Below are 25,055 nucleotides of genomic sequence, written 5' to 3'. Positions count from 1 at the left end.
GCTGCGCTGAGCTGTACGGCTACGGACCCGCAGGTGACCCGTCACCTGCGGGTCCGTGCGTGTCGGTAGGCACCGGACAACAGAACTGAGAGCACCCCCATGGCGACCCCCGAGCTGACCTCCCTTAGATCGCCGCGCGTCACCGCGGCGAGACGGCTCGCCAAGCGCAGCTTCCGCGGTAAGGAGCGCAGGTTCCTCGTCGAGGGGCCGCAGGCCGTCCGGGAGGCGATGGCGCACCTCGTGGAGGTGTACGTGACCCCGGAGGCCGCCGCGCGCCACGCGGACATCGTCGCCGCAGCCCGCGCCGCGGGCGCCCCCGTGCTCACCGCGACCGACGAGGTCGTCGCCGAGATGTCGGACACCGTCACCCCGCAGGGCATCGTCGGGCTGTGCCGCTTCCTGGACACGCCGTTCGAGGAGATACTGCGCGCCCGCCCCCGGCTGGTCGCGGTGCTGGCGCATGTCCGCGACCCCGGTAACGCCGGCACCGTGCTGCGCTGCGCGGACGCCGCCGGGGCGGACGCCGTGGTGCTCACCGACGCCTCCGTCGACCTGTACAACCCCAAGTCCGTACGGGCCTCCGTGGGCTCCCTCTTCCATCTGCCCGTCGCCGTCGGGGTGCCCGTGGAGCGCGCCGTGAGCGGGCTGCGGGAGGCCGGGGCGCGGGTGGTGGCCGCCGACGGGGCGGGGGAGCGGGACCTGGACACCGAGCTCGACGAGGGGGTCCTCGGCGCGCCCACCGCCTGGATCTTCGGCAACGAGGCGTGGGGACTGCCGGAGGCGACCCGCGCACTCGCGGACGACGTGGTGCGCGTTCCGATCCACGGCAGGGCCGAGAGCCTCAACCTCGCCACGGCCGCCGCTGTGTGCCTCTACGCCTCCGCTCGTGCGCAGCGCGCTCCCGGAGGGTGCCGCTCCGTCACATCGACCTAGTAGGGTTGCCCCCTCTGGGGGCCCAGGGTCTGTCGTCAAAGGGGGCGTCCGGCCGCGAGCGGAGGGGGTGCGGGGATGGACGTCAGGACCTCCGGCGCCAGGTCGAGTGATGCCTGTGCGCCCGGAGCGCGCCTGCCCGCCGAGTACGCGCGGTGGGAGCCGGACGAGGCGGCGGCGGGCCTCGGCGTGCACCCGGACGACCTGCCCGACGGCCTGGTCATCGCCGATGAGACCGGCCGCGTCACCTGCTTCAACGCCGCGGCGGCCCGGATCACCGCGACCCGCCAGGCCGACGCCCTGGGACGGAAGCTGGAGCGCGCGCTCCCGTTAGAGGACCTGGAGGGGCGCCGCTGGTGGGCGCTGACCGATCCGTACGGGGGCCTGGCCACCCGCGTCGGCCAGCCCGAGCGCAACCTCCTGCTGCCCGGCGGCCGTGAGGTGCTGGTCTCCGCCCGGTATGTGCGCGAGCGGCCGATGGGGCCGGTGCGCCGGGTCGTGGTCTCGCTGCGCGGCACCGAGGCGCGCCGCCGCACCGAGCGCAGCCACGCCGAGCTGATCGCCACCGTCGCCCATGAGCTGCGCTCCCCGCTGACCTCGGTGAAGGGGTTCACGGCGACGCTGCTGGCGAAATGGGAGCGCTTCACCGACGACCAGAAGCGGCTGATGCTGGAGACCGTCGACGCCGACGCCAACCGCGTCACCCGCCTGATCGCCGAGCTGCTCGACATATCGCGGATCGACTCCGGCCGTCTTGAGGTGCGCCGCCAGCCGGTCGACATCGCGGCCGCGGTCCGGCGCCACGTCCAGGCGCTGACCGCCTCGGGTCACTCCTCCGAGCGCTTTCTCATCAAGGTCAGGGAGCCGCTGCCGGGCCTGTGGGCCGATCCGGACAAGGTCGACCAGGTGCTGGGCAACCTCCTGGAAAACGCGGTGCGCCACGGCGAGGGAGCCGTCACCATTGAGGTGGCCCCCGAGCTGGTCAAGCCGGCCGCGGAAGGCCCCACTGTCGAAAGGACCGCCGTCACCGTGAGCGATGAGGGCCCCGGGATCCCCGAGGAGTCGATGAGCCGCGTCTTCACCCGCTTCTGGCGGGGCAGCAAGCGCGGCGGCACCGGCCTGGGCCTGTACATCGTCAAGGGCATCGTCGAGGCACACGGCGGGACGATCACCGTCGGCCGGGCCCCCGGCGGCGGCGCGGAGTTCCGATTTACCCTGCCCGTGGGTACCCCGGCCTACCTGGCCTGAGGAGCCCACGGGCCCACACTCGACCGGGGCCCGGGGCGTCCCCCGGAACAGCGCGGTCCAGCGCCCTTTAGACTCGGCTTTTGGCACCTTTGGCGCACCAGTGGTCGAGGCGGGCCGCGCCCAGCCAATCGGAAGCACGGGAAGAGATGTCGGCACCGAATAAGTCGTACGACCCTGTCGAGGTCGAGGCATTGAAACCAGAAGAGGTCGCCCGGATGCGGGACGAGGCGCTGGCCGCCGTCGCCGCGGCCGGTGATCTCGAGGCGCTGCGCGAGGTGAAGGTCGCGCACAGCGGCGACCGCTCGCCGCTGGCGCTGGCCAACCGCGAGATCGGCGCGCTGCCGCCGCATGCGAAGGCGGACGCGGGCAAGCGCGTCGGCCAGGCGCGCGGGGCGGTGAACAAGGCGCTGGCGGCCCGGCAGACGGAGCTGGAAGCGGAGCGGGACGCCCGGGTGCTGGTCGAGGAGGCGGTGGACGTCACGCTGCCGTACGACCGGATCCCGGCCGGCGCCCGCCACCCCATCACCACGCTCTCGGAGCGCATCGAGGACGTCTTCGTGGCCATGGGCTACGAGGTCGCCGAGGGGCCCGAGGTCGAGGCGGAGTGGTTCAACTTCGACGCGCTCAACTTCCCGCCGGACCACCCGGCCCGCGAGATGCAGGACACCTTCTTCGTACAGGGCGCGAAGGGTGCGAAGGGGCAGGAGGGCGGCGAGTCCGGGGTGGTGCTGCGCACCCACACCTCGCCCGTGCAGATCCGGTCGATGCTCGACCGGAAGCCGCCCATCTATGTGATCTGCCCCGGCCGGACGTTCCGTACCGACGAGTTGGACGCCACGCACACCCCGGTCTTCCACCAGGTCGAGCTGCTGGCCGTCGACGAGGGCCTGACCATGGCCGACCTCAAGGGCACCCTGGACCACATGGTCAGGGCGCTGTTCGGGGAGGGCATGTCCACCCGGCTGCGGCCGAACTTCTTCCCGTTCACCGAGCCGTCCGCCGAGATGGACATGCAGTGCTATGTGTGCCGCGGCGCCTCGGTCGGCAACCCCGACCGGCCCTGCCGCACCTGCTCCAGCGAGGGCTGGATCGAACTCGGCGGCTGCGGCATGGTCAACCCGCGGGTGCTGATCGCCTGCGGCATCGACCCGGAGCAGTACAGCGGGTTCGCCTTCGGGTTCGGCATCGAGCGGATGCTGATGTTCCGGCACAACGTGGAAGACATGCGAGACATGGTCGAGGGTGATGTGCGCTTCACCCGGCCCTTCGGGATGGAGATCTGATGCGGGTCCCGCTTTCTTGGCTGCGGGAGTACGTCGACCTGCCGGCCGGTGAGACCGGCCGCGACGTGCAGGCCAAACTCGTCTCGGCCGGGCTCGAGGTCGAGACCGTCGAGCAGCTCGGCGCCGGGCTCAAGGGCCCCCTGGTGGTCGGCCGGGTGCTGGCGATCGAGACGCTGGAGGGCTTCAAGAAGCCCATCCGCTACTGCCAGGTCGACGTCGGACAGGCGAACGGCACCGGCGAGCCGCAGAACATCATCTGTGGCGCGATCAACTTCGCGGTCGGCGACAAGGTCGTCGTCTCCCTGCCAGGCGCGGTGCTGCCCGGCGGCTTCGCGATCTCGGCGCGCAAGACGTACGGCAAGGTCTCCGAGGGCATGATCTGCTCGGCCGCCGAGCTCGGCATGTCCGACGACCACGAGGGCATCATCGTGCTGCCCCCGGAGTACGAGGTGGGCACCGACGCGATCGAGCCGCTCGAGCTCGTCGACGAGGTCCTGGACATCGCCGTCACCCCGGACCGCGGCTACTGCCTGTCGCTGCGCGGTATCGCCCGCGAGGTCGCCACCGCGTACGGGCTGCCGCTGCGCGACCCGGCCCTGCTGGACGTGCCCGCGCCCAACGCGCACGGCTACCCGGTCCAGGTCGCCGACCGGATCGGCTGCGACCGCTTCACCGCGCGTACGGTCACCGGGCTCGACCCCGAGGCGCACTCCCCGATCTGGCTGCAGCGCCGGCTGCAGAAGGCAGGGATGCGGCCGGTCTCGCTCGCCGTCGACATCACCAACTACGTGATGCTCGAGCTCGGGCAGCCGCTGCACGCCTACGACCGGTCGCGGGTCAGCGGCACGATCGGTGTGCGCCGCGCCGAGCCGGGCGAGAAGTTCACCACCCTCGACGGCACCAAGCGCGTCCTGGACGCCGAGGACCTGGTGATCACCGACGACAACGGCCCGATCGGGCTCGCCGGCGTCATGGGCGGGGCCAACACCGAGATCGCCGACGCCCAGGCCGACCCCGAGACCGGCGCCGTCCAGGGCACCACGGAGGTGGTCGTCGAGGCCGCGCACTTCGACGCGGTCTCCATCGCCCGCACGGCGCGCCGCCACAAGCTGTCCTCCGAGGCGTCCCGGCGCTTCGAGCGCGGGGTCGACCCCGAGGCCGCCTCGGCCGCCGCCCAGCGCACCGTGGACCTGCTGGTGCTGCTGGCGGGCGGCACCGCCGAGGCGGGCGTCACCGAGATCGTCGCGCCCAGCGCGCCCCATACGATCACGGTGGCCGCCGACCACCCGGACAAGGTCGCGGGCCTCGCCTACGGCCGGGAGACCGTGGTGCGCCGGCTCCAGCAGGTCGGCTGCGACGTCTACGGCGCCGACACCCTCACCGTGACCGTCCCCAGCTGGCGGCCCGATCTGCGGGACCCCAACGACCTCGCCGAGGAGGTCATCCGGCTGGAGGGCTATGAGAACCTGCCCTCGACCCTGCCCCGGCCGCCGGCCGGCCGCGGGCTGACCGAGCGCCAGCGGCTGCACCGCCGGGTCGGCCGGGCGCTGGCCGGCGCCGGCTATGTGGAGGCCCTGAACTACCCGTTCATCGGCGAGGAAGTGCTCGACCAGCTGGGCCTGGCCGCGGACGACCCGCGGCGCGACATGGTCCGCCTGGTCAACCCGCTCTCCGATGCCGAGCCGGCGCTGCGCACCACCATGCTGCCGGGGCTGCTCGCCGCGCTGCGGCGCAACGACGGCCGCGGGACGCGTGACCTCGCGCTGTTCGAGACGGGTCTGGTCTTCCGCGCCACCGGCGACGAGCCCCCGGCGATCAGCCTGCCCGTCGACCACCGTCCGTCGGACGAGGAGATCGCCGAGCTGAACGCGGCGCTGCCCAGCCAGCCGCGGCGCGCCGCCGTCGTCCTGGCGGGCGCCCGTGAGCAGTCCGGCTGGTGGGGCAAGGACACCCCGGTGAGCTGGGCCGACGCGGTCGAGGCGGGGCGGATCGTGGCCCGTGCGGCGGGGGTTGAGCTGATCGTCCGCCAGGACCAGCAGGACCCCTGGCACCCCGGCCGGTGTGCCGCGCTGCTGGCCGTCGTCGACGGCCAGGAGATCCTTGTGGGCAACGCCGGTGAGCTGCACCCCCGGGTCACCAAGGCCCTCGGCCTGCCCGAGCGCACCTGCGCCATGGAGATCGAGCTCGACCGCCTGGAGCGGGCGGCTCCGGGCCCGGTCCAGGCCCCGCATGTGTCCACCTTCCCGGTGGCCACCCAGGACGTCGCGCTCGTCGTCGACGCGTCGGTCGCCGCGGCCGATGTCGAGGCGGCGCTGCGGGCCGGCGCGGGTGAACTCCTCGAATCGCTGCGGCTGTTCGACGTCTTCACCGGCGAGCAGCTGGGCGAGGGCAAGAAGTCCCTGGCCTACGCCCTCCGCTTCCGCGCCCCCGACCGCACGCTGACGGCCGAGGATGCCTCGGCGGCCCGTGACGCGGCGATCGCGGCGGCGGTCGAGCGCACCGGGGCGGTGCTGCGCGGCGCCTGAGGGCTTCGCCTGAGTGTTCTTCGCCTGAGTGCTGGTGGGGGCGCATCCCGTACGCGGGGTGCGCCCCCACCGCATTGGGGGGCCGTTTGTCGCTGCTTCGGCGTGGCGTTCGGCAACACGACGAAGAACATCTCACCCGATCAGGTGAGAATCGGAGTCCGACTACTCATTTTGACAGAAGCTGTCGAAAGAATCGTCCCGGTCGCACGGCCCGCGCAGCACCGACCACCAGGGCCCGGCCAACCGCCTCATTGGCCGGCGTTGGGGGACGACACATGATCGGGACATGGGCAGTCGGCGGTGCGTTCGTACCGGGTGCACGGGGCCGACGGGCCTTCACCACGGTCATCCCCTGCCTCTGGGTGCTCGGCGCCCTCTGCTGGGAGCTGCTGACCCCGCATGACACCGAAGTGGTCCCGCTCCTCGCCGCGGCGCCCGCCATCGCCTGCGCCAGCAGCGGCCGCCGCCGATGCATCCTGCTGCTCGGCGGCGCGAGCATGCTGTTCGCCCTCGGCCCGCCGAGCACCCTGGAGCCCGACGGCGATGTGGAGGAACCACACGCGAGCCTGGTCAGCTGCGGCGCCATCCTCGCCGTGGTCGTCGCCAGCTATCTCACCAACGGCCGCAGATTGCGGCTGGTCCGCGAACTGGAGCAGCTGCGGGCGGTGGCCGCCGCCGCTCAGGACGCGGTGCTGCGGCCGCTGCCGGCCCGCCTGGACGGCATCGAGATGGCGGCCGGCTATCTGTCGGCCAGCCGGGGCGCCGCGGTCGGCGGCGATCTGTACGAGGTGCTGGCCACCGCGCACGGCGTCCGCGTGATCATCGGAGACGCCCGCGGCCACGGCCTCGGCGCCATCGGCACCGTCGCCGCCGTGCTCGGCAGCTTCCGCGAGGCCGCCCACGACGAGCCCGAACTCACCGACGTCATGCGCCGCCTGGACCGCGCCCTGCAGCGCCATCTGCACGAGCGCGCCCTGGGCGATCCCCCGGCCGGCGAGGAGCCGAGGACCCCGGTCGCGGAGGAGTTCGTCACCGTACTCCTGCTCGAAGTCGGCGCCGACGGCGAGCTCGCCGCCCTCAACTGCGGCCACCCCTGGCCGTATCTGCTGTCCGAGGAGGCGACCGGCGGGCCGCGGGCGCACCGGCTGGACCTGGGCGAAGTGCTCCCCCCGCTCGGCCCCTTCGCGCTGCCCGACCACCTCTCCGCCGCCCGCGGCGCCCCGCTGCAGCCCGGCGCCACGCTCGTCCTGCACACCGACGGGGCCGAGGACGCCCGCGACGCGCACGGGACCTTCTTCGAGCTCGGACCCGCCCTGGTCAAGGCCGCGGGCACCGGCCCGATCGTCCCCGCGGCGGTCGTCGACAGGGTGCGGTCGGCGGTGCTGCGGCACACCGGCGGCCGACTCGCCGACGACGTCGCCCTGCTGGCGCTGCGCAACGAGACGAAGACCGGCTGAGCCCGGTCACCTCAGACCCCGGGCCAGTTCACATCCCGGGTCAGTTCACACCCCGTGCGAATCGACCTCCACTACGCTGGCCATGCGGGGCACGTGGCTGGGGCGTATCAGGAGGGGGTCATGGAGCCCAACACACTGCTCGACTCCGTACTCGACGAGGCCGGGATCTCCCATGCCGGGCTCGCCGCACACATCAACGAGGCGGGCCGGGCCCGCGGCATGAAGCTGCGGTACGAACACACCGCGGTCGCCCGCTGGCTGAAGGGCCAGCGCCCCCGCGGCCAAGTGCCCGACCTCATCTGCGAAGTGCTCGGCGAGCGGCTGCACCGCGCGCTCACCCTCGACGACATCGGCCTCGGCACCCCCGGCTCCCCGCGCGCCCCCGCCACCCCGCTGTCCGGCTTCGTCGAGCGCGCCACCGCGCTGTGGCGCTCCGACGAGCAGCAGCGGCCCCATGTCGTGGCCGCTCCCGCGGTCACCGGCACCCCCGCCGTCATCCCGGTGTGGGAGTGGGAGAACCCACCGGAGGACTCGGACGTCTCCCGCCGCGGCCTCACCCGCGTCAGCATGTCCGACATCGACATGCTGCGCGCCGCCCGCGCCCACTACGAGCAGATGTACCGCAAGGCCGGCGGCGTGGCGACCAGAGCCCGCGTCGTGGGCTTCCTCAACGCCGAGGCCGCGCCGCTGCTGCGCGGCAGCTACCCCGACGCCACCGGCCGCCAGCTGCACCGGGCGACCGGAGGCCTGGTGGCCATCGCCGGTATCTGCGCCTACGACTCGGACGCCCACGGCCTGGCCCAGCGCTACTTCCACCAGGCGCTGCGGCTGGCCAAGGCCAGTGGTGACCGCGGACTCGGCGCGTATGTCATCGCGCTGCTGGTCAACCAGTCCCTGTTCATGAAGGAGTACCGACAGGCGGTCGCCTTCGCCGAATCGGCGCTGCGCGCGTCCGGTTCGCATATCACCCCCGCGCTCGCCTCCGACCTGTACGCCATGCAGGCCAAGGCGTACGCGCGGCTGGGCGACGGCGCCGGGGCGCTGGCCTGCATCCGGCGCGCCGAGACCGCCGCCGACCGGATCCGCCCCGGCCAGGAGCCCGACGAGACCGGCTACGTCCAGCCCGGCCTGGTCAACGTCCAGGTCGCGGAGGCGCTGCTGAGCCTGGGCGACCTCGGCGGCGCTCTGGAGAACGCCGCCGCCGCGGTCGGCACCCCCGCGCACGACCGCGGCCGGGTGCACCGGCTCGCCATGCTCACCCATATCGCGCTGAGACAGGGCGACGCGGACCGGGCGGTGGCCACGGCGGTGGAAATGACCGAGCGGGCCCGCGGTATGGAGTCCAGGCGGTTACGCGACCGGCTCCGCGCCGTGCGGGAGCACCTCGCCGAGAGCGGGAGCGTGGCGACTGCCAAGGCCGCCGAACTCATCGACGGGGCGCTGCGCGTGCCTCTCTGAGTCCGGTCCGCGCCCTCGTCGACAGCCTTGCCAACTGTGCGGCGGAAGGTGGCTGACAGTGCGATGGAAGAACCTCAGGGAGCGGACCGTGTACGAGAACCGGTGGTTCTCGGTGAACCTCGCCGATGTCAGACTCCCCGACGGCCGCCACCTGGACCACTATCTGATCCGGCTGCGCCCCGTGGCCGTGGCCACCGTCGTCAACGCGGCCAACGAGGTACTTCTGCTGTGGCGGCACCGCTTCATCACCGACGCCTGGGGCTGGGAGCTGGCGGCCGGCGTCGTCGAGGACGGCGAGGACATCGAGGTCGCCGCGGCCCGCGAGATGGAGGAGGAGACCGGGTGGCGCCCCGGCCCGCTGCGCCATCTGCTCTCCGTCGAGCCGTCCAACGGGCTCACCGATGCCCGGCACCACATCTACTGGGCGGAGGAAGCCGCGTACGTCGGGCCGCCGGAGGACGACTTCGAATCCGACCGGCGCGCCTGGGTACCGCTCAAGTCCGTCCCGGACATGGTGGCGCGCGGCGAGGTGCCCGCCGCGAACATGGCGGCCGCGCTGCTGCTGCTCCACCACATCCGCCTCGGCTGACCGCCGGCGTCGCCCCCGCCGGCGGCCTGCCGACCGCGTCCCCCCCCGGCCGGGCGTCAGCGGACGGCGGCCTGCCACAGCGCCAGCACCAGCGCGCATACCCCCGTGAGCGCGGCGATGGACGGCAGCGGCCAGCGGCCGTGCTCCAAATGGCGTACGCGTACCGTCAGTTGTTCCACATCCTCCTCGGACTGTTCCCCGCGGTGGTCGAGCAGGGCGAGTTGTCCGTCGACACGGGCCAGACTGACATCGACCCTGCGGCGGATTTCCGCGAGCTCCACGGCTAACGCGGCGTGCTCGGGCTCGGTGGTCACGGACTGTTCCCCTTCCGGAATGTGCTTTCGTGCACTTTCGACAGTCTGAGTCAACCGTGTCGCAGGGTGGTGCGGGAGAGTGTGCGCAGGACGGACGCGGGTCACCGGCGCACACCCCGTGTGAAAACCGTGTGACCGAGTTGTGTGGTCGGCCATATCCGGAGCCGAGAGCGATCACGCTGCGTGAGATCGCGCGGTCGATTTACCCTCAATACCGCATGCCCCGGGCAAATGCAGCGCCGGGTGCCCGGGCCTCCTCCGTCGGGCGGGTGTCCAGATAGAACCACTCCGCCGTCGGACCCGGGACAGGAACCGGGGACGGAGCCGGACCCGGCCCGGCGTCCGGGGCGGGTTCCGCGGCCCGGAGCGCCGTGTCCCCGGGCATCAGCAGCTCCACCGCCACGGCGTCCGACGCGCGTTGCTGGGCGACGAATTCCTCGATCTGGCTGCGGCAGGCGTGGTCCAGGTGGGTCACTGCCGTCAGGTCCAGCCGGATCCGCGGCTTGCCGGACGCGGTGATGGCCTCCAGTGCCTCGATCACCTGGGGAAGGCGCAGGAAGGTGGCGCTGCCGGCCATGGTGAGATGGGCCGTATCGCCCTCGGTGTGCTCCTTGACGTGGGTGCGCGACATGCGCAGCGCCGCCAGCACCACCCCGGCGGCGAGACCGATCAGCACGCCTTCGAGCAGCGCGGTGGCGACGATGGCGACCGTGGTGAGGGCCATGACGACGAATTCGCCGCGGTCCTGACGCCACATCTTCGGAAACTCCTGCGGGGCGAGCAGCTTCCAGCCGCTGTGGACCAGGACGCCCGCGAGGACCGAGATCGGGACGAGGGCGAGCACGTTCGGCAGCAGCAGCGCGAAGCCCAGCAGCCACAGGCCGTGCAGCGTACGGGAGAGCCGGGTCCTGGCGCCCGCCTGGACGTTCGCCGAGCTGCGGGCCACGACCGCGGTCACCGGGAGCGCGCCGAGGAACCCGCACACCGTGTTCCCGACGCCCTGGGCGACCAGTTCGGAGTTGTAGCGGGTGCGCGCGCCGTCGTGCATGCGGTCGACCGCGGCGGCGGTGAACAGGCTCTCCGCCGACGCGATGATGGTGAAGGTGAGCACGGCGCCCAGGATCGCGGCGTCCGCCAGCCCCGCGAACTCAGCCGCCCCCGGCAGTTGCACGGAGGCGAACAGATCGCCCACCTCCAGCGTCTTCACCTCGACCCCGGGCAGCGCGGCGACGGCGATGCCGACCCCCACCGCGACCAGCGCCGCGGGGACCTTGCCGACCGGCCCCGGCACCTTCTTCCACAGGAAGCTGAGGGCGACCGTGGCGATGCCGAGCCCGGCCGCGATCATCGTCTGCGGGTCCCGCAGGGTGTCGGCGACCAGCCCGGGGAACCCCGCCATGTTCTCCAGGGGCGAGCCCGGGGCCCGGGCGTCGGCCAGCGGATACGACTGGCTGAACATCAGCGGCAGGCCTATCCCCGCGAGCATGCCCTGGACCACGGCGACCGAGATCGCCTGGAACAGCCGGCCGAGGCGGATCAGCCCCAGCACGATCTGGAGCACCCCGGAGGCCAGCACGATCACCCCGAGCATGGCGAGGCCGTGCTCCGTCACCGTCTCCAGGACCAGCGCGGTCAGGCCCGCCGCGGGCCCGCTCACCTGCAAGGAGCTGCCCCGGGCCACGCCCACCACGAGACCGCCGACGACGCCCGAGATGATGCCCAGCTCGGGCGGTGTGCCGGAGGCGACGGCGACGCCGATGCACAGGGGCAGGGCGACGAGGAAGACGACGAACGAGGCGGTGATCTCGGTGCCCAGGTCGAAACCGCTGGTGGCGCTACCGGAGCCGGCACCGCCCGCGCGGGGCTTGCCACCGCGGGCCGCCCGGGCGCGGCGCCCCGTGGGGCCGCGGCCGGGCGGAGCGGCGGGCGGCGTGGGCGGCGGGGGTGGCGCGGCTCCGTATGCCGCGTCGGCCGGCCCGTATGCCGGGGCGGCGGGCTCGTACGGCGCGTCGGCGGCCCCGTATGGCGGGGCGGCGGGCTCATATGGCGCGTCAGCGCCCCCGTACGACGGGGCGCTCCCGTACGTGACCGGCGGCCCCGCCGCATGGCGGCCCCGGGCGCGCCGGGGCGAGCCCTGCCCGGTCAGCACGGATGCTCCCGGAAGCGGCCGTCCTGATCGAGCTCCCACAACTCGCCGGTGTCGACCTGGTAGTACCAGCCGTGCAGCCGCAGCCGGCCCTCGTCCAGCCGCCGGCGGGCCGCTGGATAATCCCTCAGCGCCGAGAGCTGGTTGCGCACATTGAGCTGCGCCAGCCCCCTCAGCGACGGGTCCTCGCAGCCACCGGTGATCTCCGGGGCCAGCCCGGGCCGGGCGAGCTCCAGCCAGGCGCTCACCCCGGGCAGTGTCGACAGGTCCGCGCCGGACTCCAGCGCGCCCATGGCGCCGCAGTGGGAATGGCCGCAGACGACGACGTCCCGCACCCCGAGCACTTCCAAGGCGTATTCGACGGTGGCGGCCTCACCGGAGACCAGATGGATTCCGTGCGGTGGAACTATGTTGCCCGCGTTGCGCAGCTCGAAAATCTCCCCGGGCCGGGCACCGGTGATGAGAGCCGGTATGACCCGGGAGTCCGAACAGGTAATGAACAGCGCTTCGGGGAATTGTCCTTCGGCCAGTTTCCGGTACTCGTCGCTCGCGAAATCGGCTCGGTACCGAAAAGCGCGGGCGTGCTCGACCAAGGATTTCATCGTGCCTCCTGACAGCTGGCTGGACCAGGTGTCATGCACCGTAAGCAGGTCTGGGCCAGCGGAAGGTTAAGCGAAGGCCAGCGCCCGACCAGAACTCGTCCAAGTCCGGTTTTTGCTCGCAACATCACAAAACTCGGGACCGGCCAATGACCCTCTTGTAGCGTGTCGGCTCCGACCGGGGGATTCATGTTGTCCGTATTCACGGAAGAGACAGGACCCATGACCGTACGAGCGCTGCTCATCGAGGACGACGAGACGATCGCCGAACCACTTGCCGAGGGGTTGGCGCGCTATGGACTGACGATCCATCATGTGACCACCGGCGCGGCCGGGCTGGCGGGGCCTTACGACGATATCGTCCTGCTCGACCTGGGGCTGCCGGACATGGACGGCATCGACGTCTGCCGCGGTATCCGGCAGATCTCCGACGTACCGATCATCATGCTCACCGCGCGCGGCGAGGAGGCCGACCGGGTGCTGGGGTTGGAGCTCGGCGCGGACGACTATCTGGCGAAGCCGTTCTCCATCCGGGAGCTCATCGCCCGGATCCGCGCGGTCACCCGCCGCACCGGGCGGGCGGAGCCGACCCCGGCCGACCGCCCCGCCCCCTCCGCCGTCCCTTTCCCCGCCCCGTTCCCCGCCCCTGTCCCTTTCCCCGCCCCTGAGCCGGCGGCCTTCGCCGCCTCCCCCCAGCCCGTCGTGGACGGGCCGCCGCCCACCCCGCCCCTGGTCGTGGACCGGCGCACCCGGCAGGTGTGGGTGGGGGAGGCACTGATCTCCCTCACCCCCAAGGAGTTCGAACTGCTCGCCCTGCTCACCGAGGACCCCGGGGCGGTGTACTCCCGCCAGCAGATCCTCGACCAGGTGTGGGACCCGCACTTCCACGGCCCGACCAAGACGCTCGATGTGCATATCGCGGCGCTGCGCCGCAAGCTGGGCGACCCGGCCTGGATCCAGACGCTGCGCGGGGTGGGATTCCGGCTGGCCGTACGCACCGCGGAACGCACCCCCGAGCCCCGACCTGCACCGGCACCGGCCGCCGACTCGTGGTTCGCCGCCCCCGCCTTCGACACCGCATGAGGCGCCGACTGCTGCTCAGCTATCTGAGCCTCGCCGCGCTGGTGCTGCTGTGCCTGGAGATCCCGCTGGGCTTCGTCTACAGCCGGGGCGAACGGGAACGAGTGGTCACCGCCGCCAAGGAGGAGGCCGACTCGGTGTCCGCGTACGCCTCGCTCTCCATCTCGGCCGGGCGCGCGGAACGTGAACTGCACCCCCGCGTCCTCATGTGCGCGGAGCGCATCGGCGGGAAGGTCCTGGTCGTCGACGGCCGTGGCCGTCCCCTCGCCACCTCCCACGAGCTGTCCGCCCGCGAGTCCCGGGACCTGGCGGCGCGCCCCGAGATCGCGGCCGCGCTGGGCGGTCGGTCCACCGCCGACGTACGCACCTCCACCATCGGCGGAGTGCGGTCCCTGTCCGTCGCCGCCCCCGTCACCCACGGCGCCGAACTGCAGGGTGCTGTGCGCATCATCGTGCCCACGGAGGCGGTGTCCGCGCGTGTCCACCGCGTCTGGCTGCTGCTGGCCCTCGCCGGGCTCGCGGTCCTCACCGCCCTCGCCGCGGTGGCCTTCGCGCTCGCCCGCTGGATCAGCCGCCCCATCCTCCACCTCGAGCGGGCCGCCCGCCGCCTGGCCGAGGGCAGCCTGGCCACCCCCGTCCCCACCACCGAAGGACCACCCGAAGTACGCAGCCTCGCCGCCACCTTCAACCAGACCGCGGCCCGCCTCGAACACCTCCTGGCCTCGCAGCGCGCCTTCGCCGGAGAGGCATCGCACCAGCTCAAGACCCCTCTCGCCGCCCTGCGGCTGCGGCTGGACAACCTGGAGCCCGATGTCGCCGGGCACTCCCGCGCGGGCCTCACCGCCGCCATGACCGAGACCGACCGGCTGGCCCGTATGGTCGAGGGCCTGCTGGCGATGGCCCGGATGGAGGAGAGCGCCGGCACCCGCGAACCGGTCGACCTGGACCGGGTGTGCGCCGAGCGGAAACGCGCCTGGACCCCGCTGTTCGAACAGCACGGCGTCCGGCTGGTGCGGCGGGGCGAGTTCGTCGGCCAGGTGCTCGCGGTGCCCGGGGCCGTCGAGCAGATCGTGGACAACCTGCTCTCCAACGCCCTGCGCGCATCGCCACTGGCAGGCACCGTCACCCTCGAACTCCGCTCCGCCCCCGCTGACCGTCGCCACCACCGCACCCCGCGCCCCGCCCGGGTCGAACTGCACATCATCGACCAAGGCCCCGGCATGACCGCCGAACAGCGCCACCGCGCCTTCGACCGCTTCTGGCGCGCCCCCGACGCGCCCAAGGGCGGCACCGGCCTGGGCCTCTCCCTGGTGCAGCGGCTCACCCACGCCAGCGGTGGCGACACCGCCCTGCGCCCCGCCCCCGACGGCGGCCTCGACGCCGTCGTCCGCCTCCAGACGGCCACCCCGCCCCGTCCCACCGCCACCCGCCCCACCAGACCTGCCCACCGAGGCAGCCCCGAACCGGCCCACTCGTGACCGCGCGCCGTCAGATGGTCTCCCTCCTTGGAGTGCTCTGCGCGCCGGTGACGTAACCGCGGGATACCTGCGGCGTTCTCAGCCCGTCCGACCGATCCGCGGTCCGGGAGGTGGGCATGCCCGCAGCACACGCCGAGGTGCCGGTATTGATCGTCGGTAGTGGGCCGGTCGGGCTCACCGCACGGGCGCTACTGGAGCGCTGGGGCGTGCGGACACTGCTGGTCGAGATCCACGGTGAGCTGTCGCCCTTTCCCCGGGCCCGGCTGGTCAATGTGCGCTCGATGGAGATCTACCGCCATCTCGGGCTCGCTGCCAAGATCACGGCCGATGCGTTCGCACCGGAGTTCGGCCGTATCCGCTTCCGTGACACCATCCACGACCGCGACTTCGCCACCGCGGCGATGATCGGGGTCAACGCGCCGGTGCCCGAAAGCCCCGTGATCGGCGTGGTCACCTCGCAGGACCGGTTGGAACCCACCCTGCTCGCCGCGGCGGACGCACCCGTGCGGTTCGGGGTCGAGCTCATCGAGCTGTCCGAGGAAGCCGAGTGCGTCGTGGCGCTGCTCGTCGACCACCGACGCGGTGAGGAGACTCGGGTCCGTGCCCGTTATGTACTCGCCGCCGACGGGGCGAACTCCACCGTCCGGCAACGGCTGGGAATCGACACCACAGGCCCCGGAGCGATGGGGGGTTTCACCACCGTCGTGTTCGACGCCGACCTCAGCCGCTGGTGCGCCCACCAGCCCGCCGGGGTCTACTTCACCGCGCATGGACTGTTCGCCCCGCTCTACCCCGAAGGAGGGTGGGCCTGGTTCGTCCCCACCCCCGAGGACGCCGCGCGCACCGACTGGCCCGAGCTCGTCTCGCGCGCCCTCAGCCCCGGCGCCGACGTACGAGCCGACGTGTCACGGGTTCAGCACTGGGTGATGAACGCGTTCGTCGCCGAACGCTTCCGCCACGGCCGGACCCTGCTGACCGGCGATGCGGCGCACGCGATCCCCATCGTTGGCGGCCTGGGCATGAACACCGGCATCGCCGATGTGCACAACCTCTGCTGGAAACTGGCGGGTGTGCTCCACGGGTGGGCCGAACCAAGCCTGTTGGACACCTACGAGACGGAACGACAACCCGTCGCCCACCGGACGCTCCGCCAAGCGGTGGCCAACACCAAGCTCATGCTCGACGTGCAGAACCGGCGCCGCGATCAGCTCCGAACGGGTGAGGGGGTGTCGGCCCAGGTCGAACTGCCCTGGTCGGAGCGGTACTTCGGACAACTCGGTCTCGTACTCGGCACCACGTACCACTCCGACACCGACACCGACACCGACACCGACACCTCGCCCGAGCCGTCCGCTCCGGGCCCGGACTATCTCCCCACCCCACAGCCGGGCCATCGCATGCCACACTTCTGGCTCACACCTGACCGCTCCACGCTCGACGCGGTGGGCGAATGGTTCACCCTGCTCACCCCGGACCCCGTCCACTGGGAGGGACACCTCACCGCACCGTGGCCGCTGCGCATCGAGCCCCTGCCCCGTGAACTCACCGACCTCTGTGAGATCGGCCCACACGGAGCGCTGCTCATCCGCCCAGACGGCCACATCGGCGCCCGCTGGCGCGATCGGTAGCGGGTCAGGCGTACTCGTAGAAGCCCGACCCTGTCTTGCGGCCGAGACGCCCCGCGTCGACCATGCGCAGCAGCAGCGGCGGCGGGGCGTACAGGGGCTCCTTGTACTCGGCGTACATCGAGTCGGCGATCGCCGCGATCGTGTCCAGGCCGATCAGGTCGGAGAGCTTGAGCGGGCCCATGGGGTGGGCGCAGCCGAGTTCCATGCCGTTGTCGATGTCCTCGCGGCTTGCGATGCCGGATTCGAACATACGGATGGCGGAGAGCAGATACGGGATCAGCAGCGCGTTGACGACGAAGCCGGAGCGGTCCTGGGCGCGGATGGCGTGTTTGCCGAGGATGTCGTGGACCAGGGCCTCGGCGCGCTTGATGGTCTGGTCGCCCGTGGTGAGGGCCGGGATCAGCTCGACGAGCTGCTGGACCGGGGCCGGGTTGAAGAAGTGGATGCCGATGACCTGGTCGGGGCGGGAGGTGGCGACGGCCAGTTTGACCAGGGGGATGGAGGAGGTGTTCGAGGCCAGGATGGCGTCGGGGCGGGTCACGACCTGGTCGAGGACCTGGAAGATCTCCGTCTTGACCTGCTCGTTCTCCACGACCGCCTCGATGACCAGATCGCGGTCGGCGAACTCGCCGAGGTCGGTGGTGAAGCTGAGCCGGCCCAGCGTGGCATCGCGCTCCGCCTCGGTGATCTTGCCGCGCTCGGCGGCCTTGCCGAGGGAGTTGGTCAGCCGGGTACGGCCCAGCTCCAGGGCCTCGCCGGTGGTCTCCGCGACCTTGACCTCCAGGCCGGAACGGGCGCATACCTCCGCGATGCCCGCGCCCATCTGGCCGCAGCCCACCACTCCGACGCGTTCGATGTCGGTCACCTCGTGCCTTTCCGCTGATCCGCTGGTCGCCCCGACGTTACCCTCCGGTCCGCTCCAGGGGGTGGGCCGGGGCCGGAACTGTGTGGATGCGGCTGGCTGCTTCCGCCCCGCTGGATCCAGCGGGGCGGGGCGGGACCCGTCCCGAACCGGCAGCGATATACCTCAACCACCGACGCACCACCTGAGTGAAGGGGAATCTGATGAGTCGACTCTTCGGTGCTCTGACGCTTGCCGGCGCGACCTTGGCCGCATTGGCGGTCACTCCGTCTGCGTCTGCGGCGGACGACGGCCAACTGCCCAGCAGGCTTGCGGCCACCTGCTACGCATCCTCCTGCACGGGCGAAGATCCGCAGCAGACCGGGTGTGCTGCCGATGCCATCACCGCCAGGAGCAAGAAGGTCTCAGGCAGGACGCTCGAACTGCGCTACAGCCGAACCTGTCGAGCGGCGTGGGGGCGTATCAGCAACGGTGTCCCCGGCGACTACGTGTCCATTCACAGCAGCTCCGGAGCGCAGTTCTGGGCGGGGGTCCGCTATGGCTCCACCTCCGCGTACACCGGCATGGTCAACGACGCCGGCCTGATCGCCTACGCCTGCACGACGATCGGAAGTGGCGACTGCACCGGAACCTATTAGTGGAAGCCGTTGGGTGATTCCGCCCCGCTGGATCCAGCGGGGCGGAGTGCCGGCAGGCCCCGGATGTGCCAACAGCATCCCGTGCGGCCCGGCCCCGGCTCGGGATCTCGCCCGGGATCTCACGTGGGCGGGCGGGGGGCTCGCGTGGCGCGGACGGTGCCCGCGGTCAGGCCGAGTCGCCGCGCAGGATGCCGCGCCCGTTCGTGCTCACGTACACCCGCCCGTAGACCCGCGGGTCGCCGGTGATCGCGCCGCCGGTCCAGGCCCATTGATGTGCGTTGTCGTTGATCCGCACCCAGCTCGCCCCGGCGTCCGTGGAGCGGAAGATCCCGCGGGTGCCGCCGATCTTGGCGCTGGTGTACAGCGTCTGGTACGAGGAGCCGGGGGCGGCCTTGCCGAAGCCGATGGTGTCGGCCTGCTGGACGTTCGACAGTTTGGTGAAGGTCGCGCCGGAGTCGGTGGAGTGCCACAGGCCGTACGTCCCGTTCGTGGAGCCGCCGGCGAGCCAGATGTCGCCCTCGGTGCCCGGCAGGGCCTTGAAGCGCACCGGGCCGTCGGCGGGCAGACCGGTGGCGGCCTTGGCGGTGAAGGTGGCGCCGCCGTCGGTGCTCACATAGAACGTGCCGGACTTGAAGCCGTAGAACTTCTTCGGGTTCTTGCGGTCGGATTCGACGACCGCCCCGGCCGGGATGGAGCTGGAGGCGGTCCAGGAGTTGCCGAAGCCGACGGTGTAGTAGACGGAGGAGGTGCCCTCGGGGCTCCAGACGAAGCCGCTGCCGTCGGCCGCCGCGGCCACCGTGCCGCCGCCGGTGACGCCGGAGGGCTCGCTGCCCTGCCACCAGTTGGCACCGTTGTCGGTGGAGAAGGCGATCCGGGGCGCGGCGTCGTTGTTGCCGACCCGCACCACCGTGTTCGGGTTGGTCTCGGCGTAGTCCAGGCTGGTGGTCGTGGTGAAGCTGGGCGAGCTGAACATCTTGGAAGGCACCGCGTCGAGGTCGGTGTGGCGGAAGCCGCCGATGTCGCCCAGGGCGCTGAGCAGCGGGGCGCCGGAGGGCGGGCTGGCCAGGTCGTTGACCGCGGTCTCCTCCAGGCCCCTGACCATCGGCGTGATCTTGATCTGGCCGCCGGAGTCCCAGGTGGAGAGGTTTTCGGTGCCGTAGACCGTGGCGCCGGTGCCGTACATCATCCGGTTGGAGTCGAACGGGTCGATCTCCAGGGCCTCGGTCATCCAGCCCAGCTTCGGGGTGACCTCGGGCGGGGACGGGTTGGTGCCGAAGGTCAGCCAGGGGACGGACGAGACGTCCTGGGTGTAGCGGAAGGAGCGGTTGGGGTAGCTGGTGAAGTCCCAGGCGCGGGTCCAGGTGGCGCCGGAGTCGGTGGAGCGGAAGATCTGGGTGTCCGGCCACCAGGAGCTGTAGCCGGTCACCATCAGCGTGCCGGGCTTCTGGCGGTCCACCGTCAGCCCGCTGTAGCCGAAGTAGGTGTCGGCGTCCGTCATCGGGCTGATGTTCTTCCACTCACCGGTGGCCGTGGCGTACCGCCACACCTGGCCCTTCTCCCCGTCGTACGGGCCGCCCTTGTCGCTCGTGGTGATGTAGAGGTAGCCGGATCTGGAGTCCAGGACGCCCTTGTGGGAGAGGTAGCCGGTCGGCTGTCCGTCCACCCGCGACCAGGTGGCGCCGGCGTCGGTCGAGCGGTAGACGGTGTTCTGCTTGTCGGCCACGCCGACGTAGATGGTCTTGGTCGCGTTGCCCGACGAGCCCGTGCGCTCGTCGAAGGTCACCCACACCACGCCCTGGTTGTCGCTCAGATAGCCGCTGGAGTCGCTGGGGTCCTGGGCGTAGTTGCCCGCGTTGGGGAAGGCCGTCACCTTCGACCAGGTGGCGCCGGAGTCGGTGGAGCGCCACAGGCCGTTGCCGCTCGGCGCGCCGAAGTACAGCACGCTGTTCTTGTTCGGGTCGACCGCCAGCCGCTCGCCCATGCCGCGGCCGGGCATGTTGCCGCCGACCTTGAAGGGCAGGGTGGTGGTCTGCCAGGTGGCGCCGCGGTCGGAGGAGCGCAGGATCGCGCCGTTGGTCGGGTCCCAGCTGTTGGTGTACGTGCCGACGGCCGCGTACACCTTGTTCGGCTCGACCGGGTCGCTGGCCAGGCTCGCCACCCCGCTCCAGCCCCAGCGGTCCCAGTCCACCCAGTCCAGCAGCGGCACCCACTGCTTACCTGACTGGTCCCATCGGTACGCCCCGCCGATGTCGGTGCGGGCGTAGGCGAGGTTCTTCTCCTTGCGGTTGAAGATGATGCCGGGGACGAAGCCGCCGCCGTCGACGCGGACGTTCTTCCAGGTGGCGGCGGCCAGGCCGGCGGAGGGTTTGCTCGGGGCGTCGTCGGGGCGGGCGGCGGCCGGGGCGGCGGCCGCGGTCAGTAATCCGCCGACGAGCGCCAGCGCGGCCATGAGCGCGCCGAGTGGTCTGCTTCTGCCGTTCGAACGGACGGTTATGTCATGAAAACGCACGGGAACTTCCTCTCCGGGCATCCGCCGCGGGCCGCGGCGGTACGGGGGCGGGTCTGTGCGGGTCTGTCCGTGTCCGGGTTTGGGAGCGCTCCCATATGTGCGTACCACCGATGCTAGCGGCCGGATGACTGGGCGAGAAGTCGTCCGGAAGAGTGGGAAGGATTGCCGCGTGGCTGTAAGACCCGCATCATCGGCGGGAGTTAGCCACGATCGACAGGCGAGCGAGCGAGGAGCGAGGATGGGGCAGATCACGCGCAGGGGACTGACGGTCGCGGCCGTCGGAGCGCTGGCCGCGACCGTCACGACCGGTTCGACGGCGGCGCAGGCGCGCGAGGAGGCGCGGGGGAGTGGCGGGCAGCTCAGGCGTCAGTTCCGCGGGATGTGGCTGGCCAGCGTCGCCAACCGGGACTGGCCCTCCAAGCCCGGCCTGACCGCCGCCGAGCAGCGCGCCGAACTGCTCGCCTTCCTGGACACCGCGGTCGAGCGCCGGCTGAACGCGGTGGTCTTCCAGGTCCGGCCCACCGCCGACGCGCTGTGGCCCTCCCGGTACGAGCCGTGGGCCGAATACCTCACCGGCGTCCAGGGCCGCGACCCGGGCTGGGACCCGCTGGGCACCGCCGTGCGCGAGGCGCACCGGCGCGGCCTCGAACTGCACGCCTGGTTCAATCCGTACCGCGTCGCCAACCACACCGACCCCACCCGGCTGGCCCCCACGCACCCCGCGCGGCTGCACCCGGAGTGGGTGGTGCCGTACGGCGGCAAGCTCTACTACAACCCGGGTCTGCCCGAGGTCCGCCGCTTCGTCCAGGACGCGATGCTGGACGCGGTGGCGCGCTACGACGTCGACGCCGTCCACTGGGACGACTACTTCTACCCCTATCCGGTGGCGGGCCAGGTCTTCGACGACGACGCGGCGTACGAGCGCCACGGCGCGGGCTTCCCGGACCGGGCCGCCTGGCGGCGGGACAACATCGACCGGCTGGTGCACGAGACCGCCGTGCGCATCAAGCGGCTCGACCCGCGGGTGCGGTTCGGGATCAGCCCCTTCGCCGTCTGGCGCAACCAAGCCACCGATCCGCAGGGCTCCGACACCCGGGCCGGGGTGCAGACCTACGACGACCTGTGCGCGGACACGCGGAAATGGGTCCGCGAGGCATGGATTGATTACATTGTCCCGCAGGTGTATTGGCATATCGGCTTCGCCGCCGCCGACTACGCCAAGCTGGTGCCCTGGTGGGCGGAGACGGTGCGGGGCACCGGCGTGGACCTCTACATCGGCGAGGCGCTGTACAAGGCGGGGGACCCGGCGCAGCCCGCGCCCTGGCAGGACCCGGCGGAGCTGTCCCGGCACCTCACCTTCGACCGGGACTATCCACAGGTGCGGGGCAATGTGTACTTCTCCGCGAAGGAAGTGGCCGCCGACCGCAACGGCGCCATGGCGCGCGTGGTCGCCGACCACTACCCGTATCGCGTGCGTCCGCCCCGCTGAGCCGCCCGTTGGCCGGTGCTACGGCCGCGGGCGCCCGGTGGGCAGGTGACGCACGACCGAATCCGGGCCGGGGGAGACCAGGCACTCGTGGCCGTCGTCCTCGTAGCGGACGCGGTACGGGGGGGTCCCGTGATCCCCGAGTACCTCGATGATCTCCGCGGTCCGGTCGTGAATTCCGACAACCCTGCCGTGTACCAGCAGCTTGTCGCCTACGGTCGCCTCCATACGCGTGACCTCCTGTCCGGTGCCCCGGAGGGTATTGCGGTCCCTGAGGCCAGTTTATGGCCGCTCCTCCGGGTTTGCTCCTGCCGGGTCCGCGCCTTCCGGTACCCGCTTCGCGCCTTCCGGTACCCGCTTCGCACCGGTCGACGCCCGCTGCGTGACGCCGATGCAGACCAGGACGGCAACGGCGGCGGCTGGCGCGGCCCAGGTCAGGTGTTCGCCCAGGAGGAGTACGGACCACACGAGGGTGAGCAGGGGCTGGGCCAGCTGGAGTTGGCTCGCCCTGGCCACGCCGATGGCGGCCATCCCGCGGTACCAGACCACCAGACCCAGGAACTGGGAGCCCAGGGCCAGCCACAGCGCCCCGGCGACGGCGTGCGCCCCGAGGTGTACGGGCTCGGTGGTCATGGCGACCACCGCGCCCGCCACCGACAGCGGCAGACAGGCCACCAGCGCCCAGCCGATCACCTGCCAGCCCGGCATATGGCCCGCCAGCCGGGCGCCCTCCCCGTAGCCCGCCGCGCACACCAGCAGCGCGCCGAACAGATACAGATCCCCGGCGGTCGGCGCGCCGCCGCTCTGCTGCAGCGCGAAGGCGACGATCACCGCCGCGCCGACGACGGCCGCGGTCCAGAACCGGGGGGTGGGGCGGGAGCCGGTGCGCACCGCCGCGTAGACGGCCGTGGTCAGCGGCAGCAGGCCGACGACCACGGCGGCGTGCGAGGTGGTGGAGGTCCGCAGCGCGAGTGTGGACAGCAGCGGGAAGCCGAAGACGACGCCCCCGGCGACCACCAGCAGACCGGGCCAGTGGCGGCGGCCGGGCGGCGGGACGCGCAGGGCGGCCAGCGCGCCGCCCGCGACCAGCCCGGCCAGGGCGAGCCGGCAGCCGACCAGCGACCAGGGGCCCAGGCCCTCGAGACCCCAGGCGGTGGCGGGGAACGTCAGGGAGAACGCGGCCACACCCAGCGCGGCCATGACGGTGCCGAGGAGGCCCCCGCGGTGGACAGGGGGCGGTGCGGGGCGGGGGCGGACGAGCGGGGGCCGGGCGGCGGGGCGCGGCTCGGCGCCACCGCTCACCGCTATCGTTCCGCTCGCAGTAGCGCTATCTTGGGCTCTCATGCAAGAGCGTAGCAGTGTGGCGGAATTGGCGGGCATCCTCCGTACGGAGCTGAACCGCTACTCTCCAGGTGAGAAGCTGCCGTCCAGCCGGTCCCTGGTGGACCGCTACCGGGTGAGCCCGGTGACCGTCTCCCGCGCCCTCGCCGCACTCCGCGCCGAGGGGCTTGTGGTCACCCGCCCCGGCGCCGGGGCCTTCCGGGCCACCCGGCCGCGGGCGGGCGAGGAGGCGCCGCGGCCGGGCGACACCTCCTGGCAGGAGGTGGCCCTCAGCGTCGAGACGTCCGGGGAGTCGGTCCCGCGCTCGGTCGACGCCTCCGGCGTGCTGATGACCCTGGCCGTCCCGCCGCCCGGCGCCCTCGAACTGCACGGCGGCTATCTCCACCCCTCGCTCCAGCCGGAGCGGGCGCTGGCCGCCGCCCTCGCCCGCGCCGGGCGGCGGCCCGGCGCCTGGGACCGCCCGCCGATCGAGGGGCTGACCGAGCTGCGCGCATGGTTCGCGGCCGAGATCGGCGGCGGGGCCCTCGCCCCCTCCGAGGTACTGATCACCGCGGGCGGCCAGAGCGCGCTGACCACCGCGCTGCGCGCCCTCGCGCCGCCCGGTGCGCCCGTGCTCGTCGAGTCCCCCACCTACCCCGGGGCGATCGCCGCCGCCCGCGCCTTCGGGCTGCGCCCGGTCCCGGTCCCCGTGGACGCCGACGGGGTCCGCACCGACCTGCTCGAACAGGCCCTCCGTACGAGCGGGGCACGGGTCTTCCTCTGCCAGCCGCTCTTCCAGAACCCGACCGGCGCGGTGCTCTCCGCCGAACGGCGCCGGGAGGTGCTGCGGGTGGCCCGGGAGGCGGGCGCGTTCGTGATCGAGGACGACTTCGCGCGCCGCCTCGCCCACGAGGACGCGGGGCCGCTGCCCGCGACCCTCGCCGCGGACGACCCCGACGGAGTCGTCGTCCACGTCTGCTCGCTCACCAAGGTCACCTCGGCCAGTCTGCGGGTGGGCGCGCTCACCGCCCGCGGCCCCGCGCTGGAGCGGCTGCGCGCCATCCAGGTCGTCGACAGCTTCTTCGTGCCGCGCCCGCTTCAGGAGGCGGCGCTCGAACTCGTCGGCTCGCCCGCCTGGACCCGCCATCTGCGCACCGTCGCCGCCGAGTTGCGCATCCGCCGCGAGGCCCTGGCCACAGGTGTGCGGCGGGACCTCCCCGAACTCGCCCTGCGCCATGTCCCGCCCGGCGGCTTCCACCAGTGGCTGCGACTGCCCGACGGCGCCGACGAGGCCGCGCTGACGGCCGCCGCCCAGCGTGCCGGGGTCGCCGTCGCGCCCGGCCGCCCGTACTTCTGCGCCGAACCGCCCGCCCCGCATCTGCGGCTGGGCTTCGCCTCGGCGGCGAGCGCGGGCGAGCTGGCGGAGGGGCTGCGCCGGCTCCGTACCGCCTGCGACGAGGTGCTCGGCTGACGGCACACCGGACCCCTCACGTGCCGGATACGTG

20 protein-coding genes are annotated in these 25,055 nt (G+C 72.4%); 13 read left to right on the top strand and 7 right to left on the bottom strand.

The window, feature by feature from the left end; genetic code table 11:
• Positions 1-99 precede the first annotated feature (99 nt).
• The 7 genes from ACFV2X_RS35395 to ACFV2X_RS35365 all read left to right on the top strand — a co-directional run bounded on the left by ACFV2X_RS35395 (position 100) and on the right by ACFV2X_RS35365 (position 9,490).
• Complete coding sequence (locus tag ACFV2X_RS35395) at positions 100-933, top strand: TrmH family RNA methyltransferase (RefSeq protein WP_385624619.1); 834 nt, start codon at positions 100-102, stop codon at positions 931-933.
• A gap of 75 nt (positions 934-1,008) precedes the next feature.
• Positions 1,009-2,178, top strand: a complete 1,170-nt coding sequence (locus tag ACFV2X_RS35390; RefSeq protein WP_385624616.1) for a sensor histidine kinase — start codon at positions 1,009-1,011, stop codon at positions 2,176-2,178.
• Positions 2,179-2,324: 146 nt separating this feature from the next.
• Positions 2,325-3,461 carry a phenylalanine--tRNA ligase subunit alpha gene (gene pheS / locus ACFV2X_RS35385; RefSeq protein ID WP_385624613.1) on the top strand — a complete coding sequence of 379 codons (1,137 nt, stop codon included), beginning with the start codon at positions 2,325-2,327 and terminating at the stop codon, positions 3,459-3,461.
• Positions 3,461-5,986: a phenylalanine--tRNA ligase subunit beta gene (gene pheT / locus ACFV2X_RS35380; RefSeq protein WP_385624611.1), complete on the top strand. Its 2,526-nt coding sequence runs from the start codon at positions 3,461-3,463 to the stop codon at positions 5,984-5,986. Before pheS ends, pheT begins: the two co-directional genes overlap by 1 nt.
• 275 nt (positions 5,987-6,261) lie before the next feature.
• Entirely contained in the window at positions 6,262-7,443 is a 1,182-nt protein-coding gene (locus ACFV2X_RS35375) for a PP2C family protein-serine/threonine phosphatase (RefSeq protein WP_385624608.1), read from the top strand.
• A 120-nt stretch (positions 7,444-7,563) separates the two neighbouring features.
• Positions 7,564-8,901 (top strand): transcriptional regulator, encoded by a 1,338-nt coding sequence (locus ACFV2X_RS35370; protein ID WP_385624606.1) that lies wholly within the window; start codon positions 7,564-7,566, stop codon positions 8,899-8,901.
• Between the two features lie 58 nt (positions 8,902-8,959).
• Positions 8,960-9,490 (top strand): NUDIX hydrolase, encoded by a 531-nt coding sequence (locus ACFV2X_RS35365; RefSeq protein WP_014175134.1) that lies wholly within the window; start codon positions 8,960-8,962, stop codon positions 9,488-9,490.
• A gap of 56 nt (positions 9,491-9,546) precedes the next feature.
• Here ACFV2X_RS35365 and ACFV2X_RS35360 read toward each other — a convergent pair whose 3' ends face one another.
• From ACFV2X_RS35360 to ACFV2X_RS35350, 3 genes are all read right to left on the bottom strand, one after another.
• Complete coding sequence (locus ACFV2X_RS35360) at positions 9,547-9,804, bottom strand: hypothetical protein (protein WP_385624603.1); 258 nt, start codon at positions 9,802-9,804, stop codon at positions 9,547-9,549.
• 208 nt (positions 9,805-10,012) lie between these two features.
• Positions 10,013-11,953, bottom strand: coding sequence for a SulP family inorganic anion transporter (locus ACFV2X_RS35355; RefSeq protein ID WP_385624601.1), 1,941 nt, complete (start codon positions 11,951-11,953; stop codon positions 10,013-10,015).
• Positions 11,947-12,552, bottom strand: a complete 606-nt coding sequence (locus tag ACFV2X_RS35350) for a carbonic anhydrase (RefSeq protein ID WP_385624598.1) — start codon at positions 12,550-12,552, stop codon at positions 11,947-11,949. Before ACFV2X_RS35350 ends, ACFV2X_RS35355 begins: the two co-directional genes overlap by 7 nt.
• Before the next feature lie 219 nt (positions 12,553-12,771).
• Here ACFV2X_RS35350 and ACFV2X_RS35345 point away from each other — a divergent pair, with 219 nt between their 5' ends.
• The 3 genes from ACFV2X_RS35345 (at position 12,772) to ACFV2X_RS35335 (ending at position 16,735) form a co-directional block, all read left to right on the top strand.
• Entirely contained in the window at positions 12,772-13,632 is an 861-nt protein-coding gene (locus ACFV2X_RS35345) for a response regulator transcription factor (RefSeq protein ID WP_385624596.1), read from the top strand.
• Positions 13,629-15,107, top strand: coding sequence for an ATP-binding protein (locus ACFV2X_RS35340; protein WP_385624593.1), 1,479 nt, complete (start codon positions 13,629-13,631; stop codon positions 15,105-15,107). Before ACFV2X_RS35345 ends, ACFV2X_RS35340 begins: the two co-directional genes overlap by 4 nt.
• A 116-nt stretch (positions 15,108-15,223) precedes the next feature.
• Complete coding sequence (locus tag ACFV2X_RS35335; protein ID WP_385624590.1) at positions 15,224-16,735, top strand: FAD-dependent monooxygenase; 1,512 nt, start codon at positions 15,224-15,226, stop codon at positions 16,733-16,735.
• Positions 16,736-16,739: 4 nt separating this feature from the next.
• Here the strand turns inward: ACFV2X_RS35335 and ACFV2X_RS35330 are convergent, their stop codons facing one another.
• Positions 16,740-17,600 (bottom strand): 3-hydroxybutyryl-CoA dehydrogenase, encoded by an 861-nt coding sequence (locus tag ACFV2X_RS35330; protein WP_385624588.1) that lies wholly within the window; start codon positions 17,598-17,600, stop codon positions 16,740-16,742.
• Positions 17,601-17,800: 200 nt separating this feature from the next.
• On the opposite strand from ACFV2X_RS35330, the gene ACFV2X_RS35325 reads away from it, so the two are divergent.
• Entirely contained in the window at positions 17,801-18,235 is a 435-nt protein-coding gene (locus ACFV2X_RS35325) for a DUF2690 domain-containing protein (RefSeq protein WP_385624585.1), read from the top strand.
• A gap of 166 nt (positions 18,236-18,401) precedes the next feature.
• Here the strand turns inward: ACFV2X_RS35325 and ACFV2X_RS35320 are convergent, their stop codons facing one another.
• Positions 18,402-20,684 (bottom strand): xyloglucanase, encoded by a 2,283-nt coding sequence (locus ACFV2X_RS35320; RefSeq protein WP_385624673.1) that lies wholly within the window; start codon positions 20,682-20,684, stop codon positions 18,402-18,404.
• Between the two features lie 298 nt (positions 20,685-20,982).
• Between ACFV2X_RS35320 and ACFV2X_RS35315 the strand changes: the two genes are divergently transcribed.
• Positions 20,983-22,233, top strand: coding sequence for a glycoside hydrolase family 10 protein (locus ACFV2X_RS35315; protein WP_385624583.1), 1,251 nt, complete (start codon positions 20,983-20,985; stop codon positions 22,231-22,233).
• Positions 22,234-22,251: 18 nt separating this feature from the next.
• On the opposite strand, the gene ACFV2X_RS35310 is transcribed toward ACFV2X_RS35315, so the two are convergent.
• Both ACFV2X_RS35310 and ACFV2X_RS35305 read right to left on the bottom strand, forming a co-directional pair.
• Entirely contained in the window at positions 22,252-22,458 is a 207-nt protein-coding gene (locus tag ACFV2X_RS35310; RefSeq protein ID WP_014175108.1) for a DUF1918 domain-containing protein, read from the bottom strand.
• Positions 22,459-22,512: 54 nt separating this feature from the next.
• Positions 22,513-23,574 carry a DMT family transporter gene (locus ACFV2X_RS35305; protein ID WP_385624580.1) on the bottom strand — a complete coding sequence of 354 codons (1,062 nt, stop codon included), beginning with the start codon at positions 23,572-23,574 and terminating at the stop codon, positions 22,513-22,515.
• Here ACFV2X_RS35305 and ACFV2X_RS35300 point away from each other — a divergent pair.
• On the top strand, positions 23,573-25,021 hold the full coding sequence (locus ACFV2X_RS35300; RefSeq protein ID WP_385624578.1) for a PLP-dependent aminotransferase family protein: 1,449 nt from the start codon (positions 23,573-23,575) through the stop codon (positions 25,019-25,021). The two genes, ACFV2X_RS35305 and ACFV2X_RS35300, sit on opposite strands and share 2 nt — an antisense overlap.
• The last annotated feature ends 34 nt before the right edge of the window (positions 25,022-25,055 follow it).

This window comes from Streptomyces sp. NPDC059679 (assembly GCF_042734105.1).
Classification (GTDB): domain Bacteria; phylum Actinomycetota; class Actinomycetes; order Streptomycetales; family Streptomycetaceae; genus Streptomyces.
Note: the sequence above shows the minus strand (reverse complement) of the source record. Positions and strands in the feature narration are given on the sequence as shown.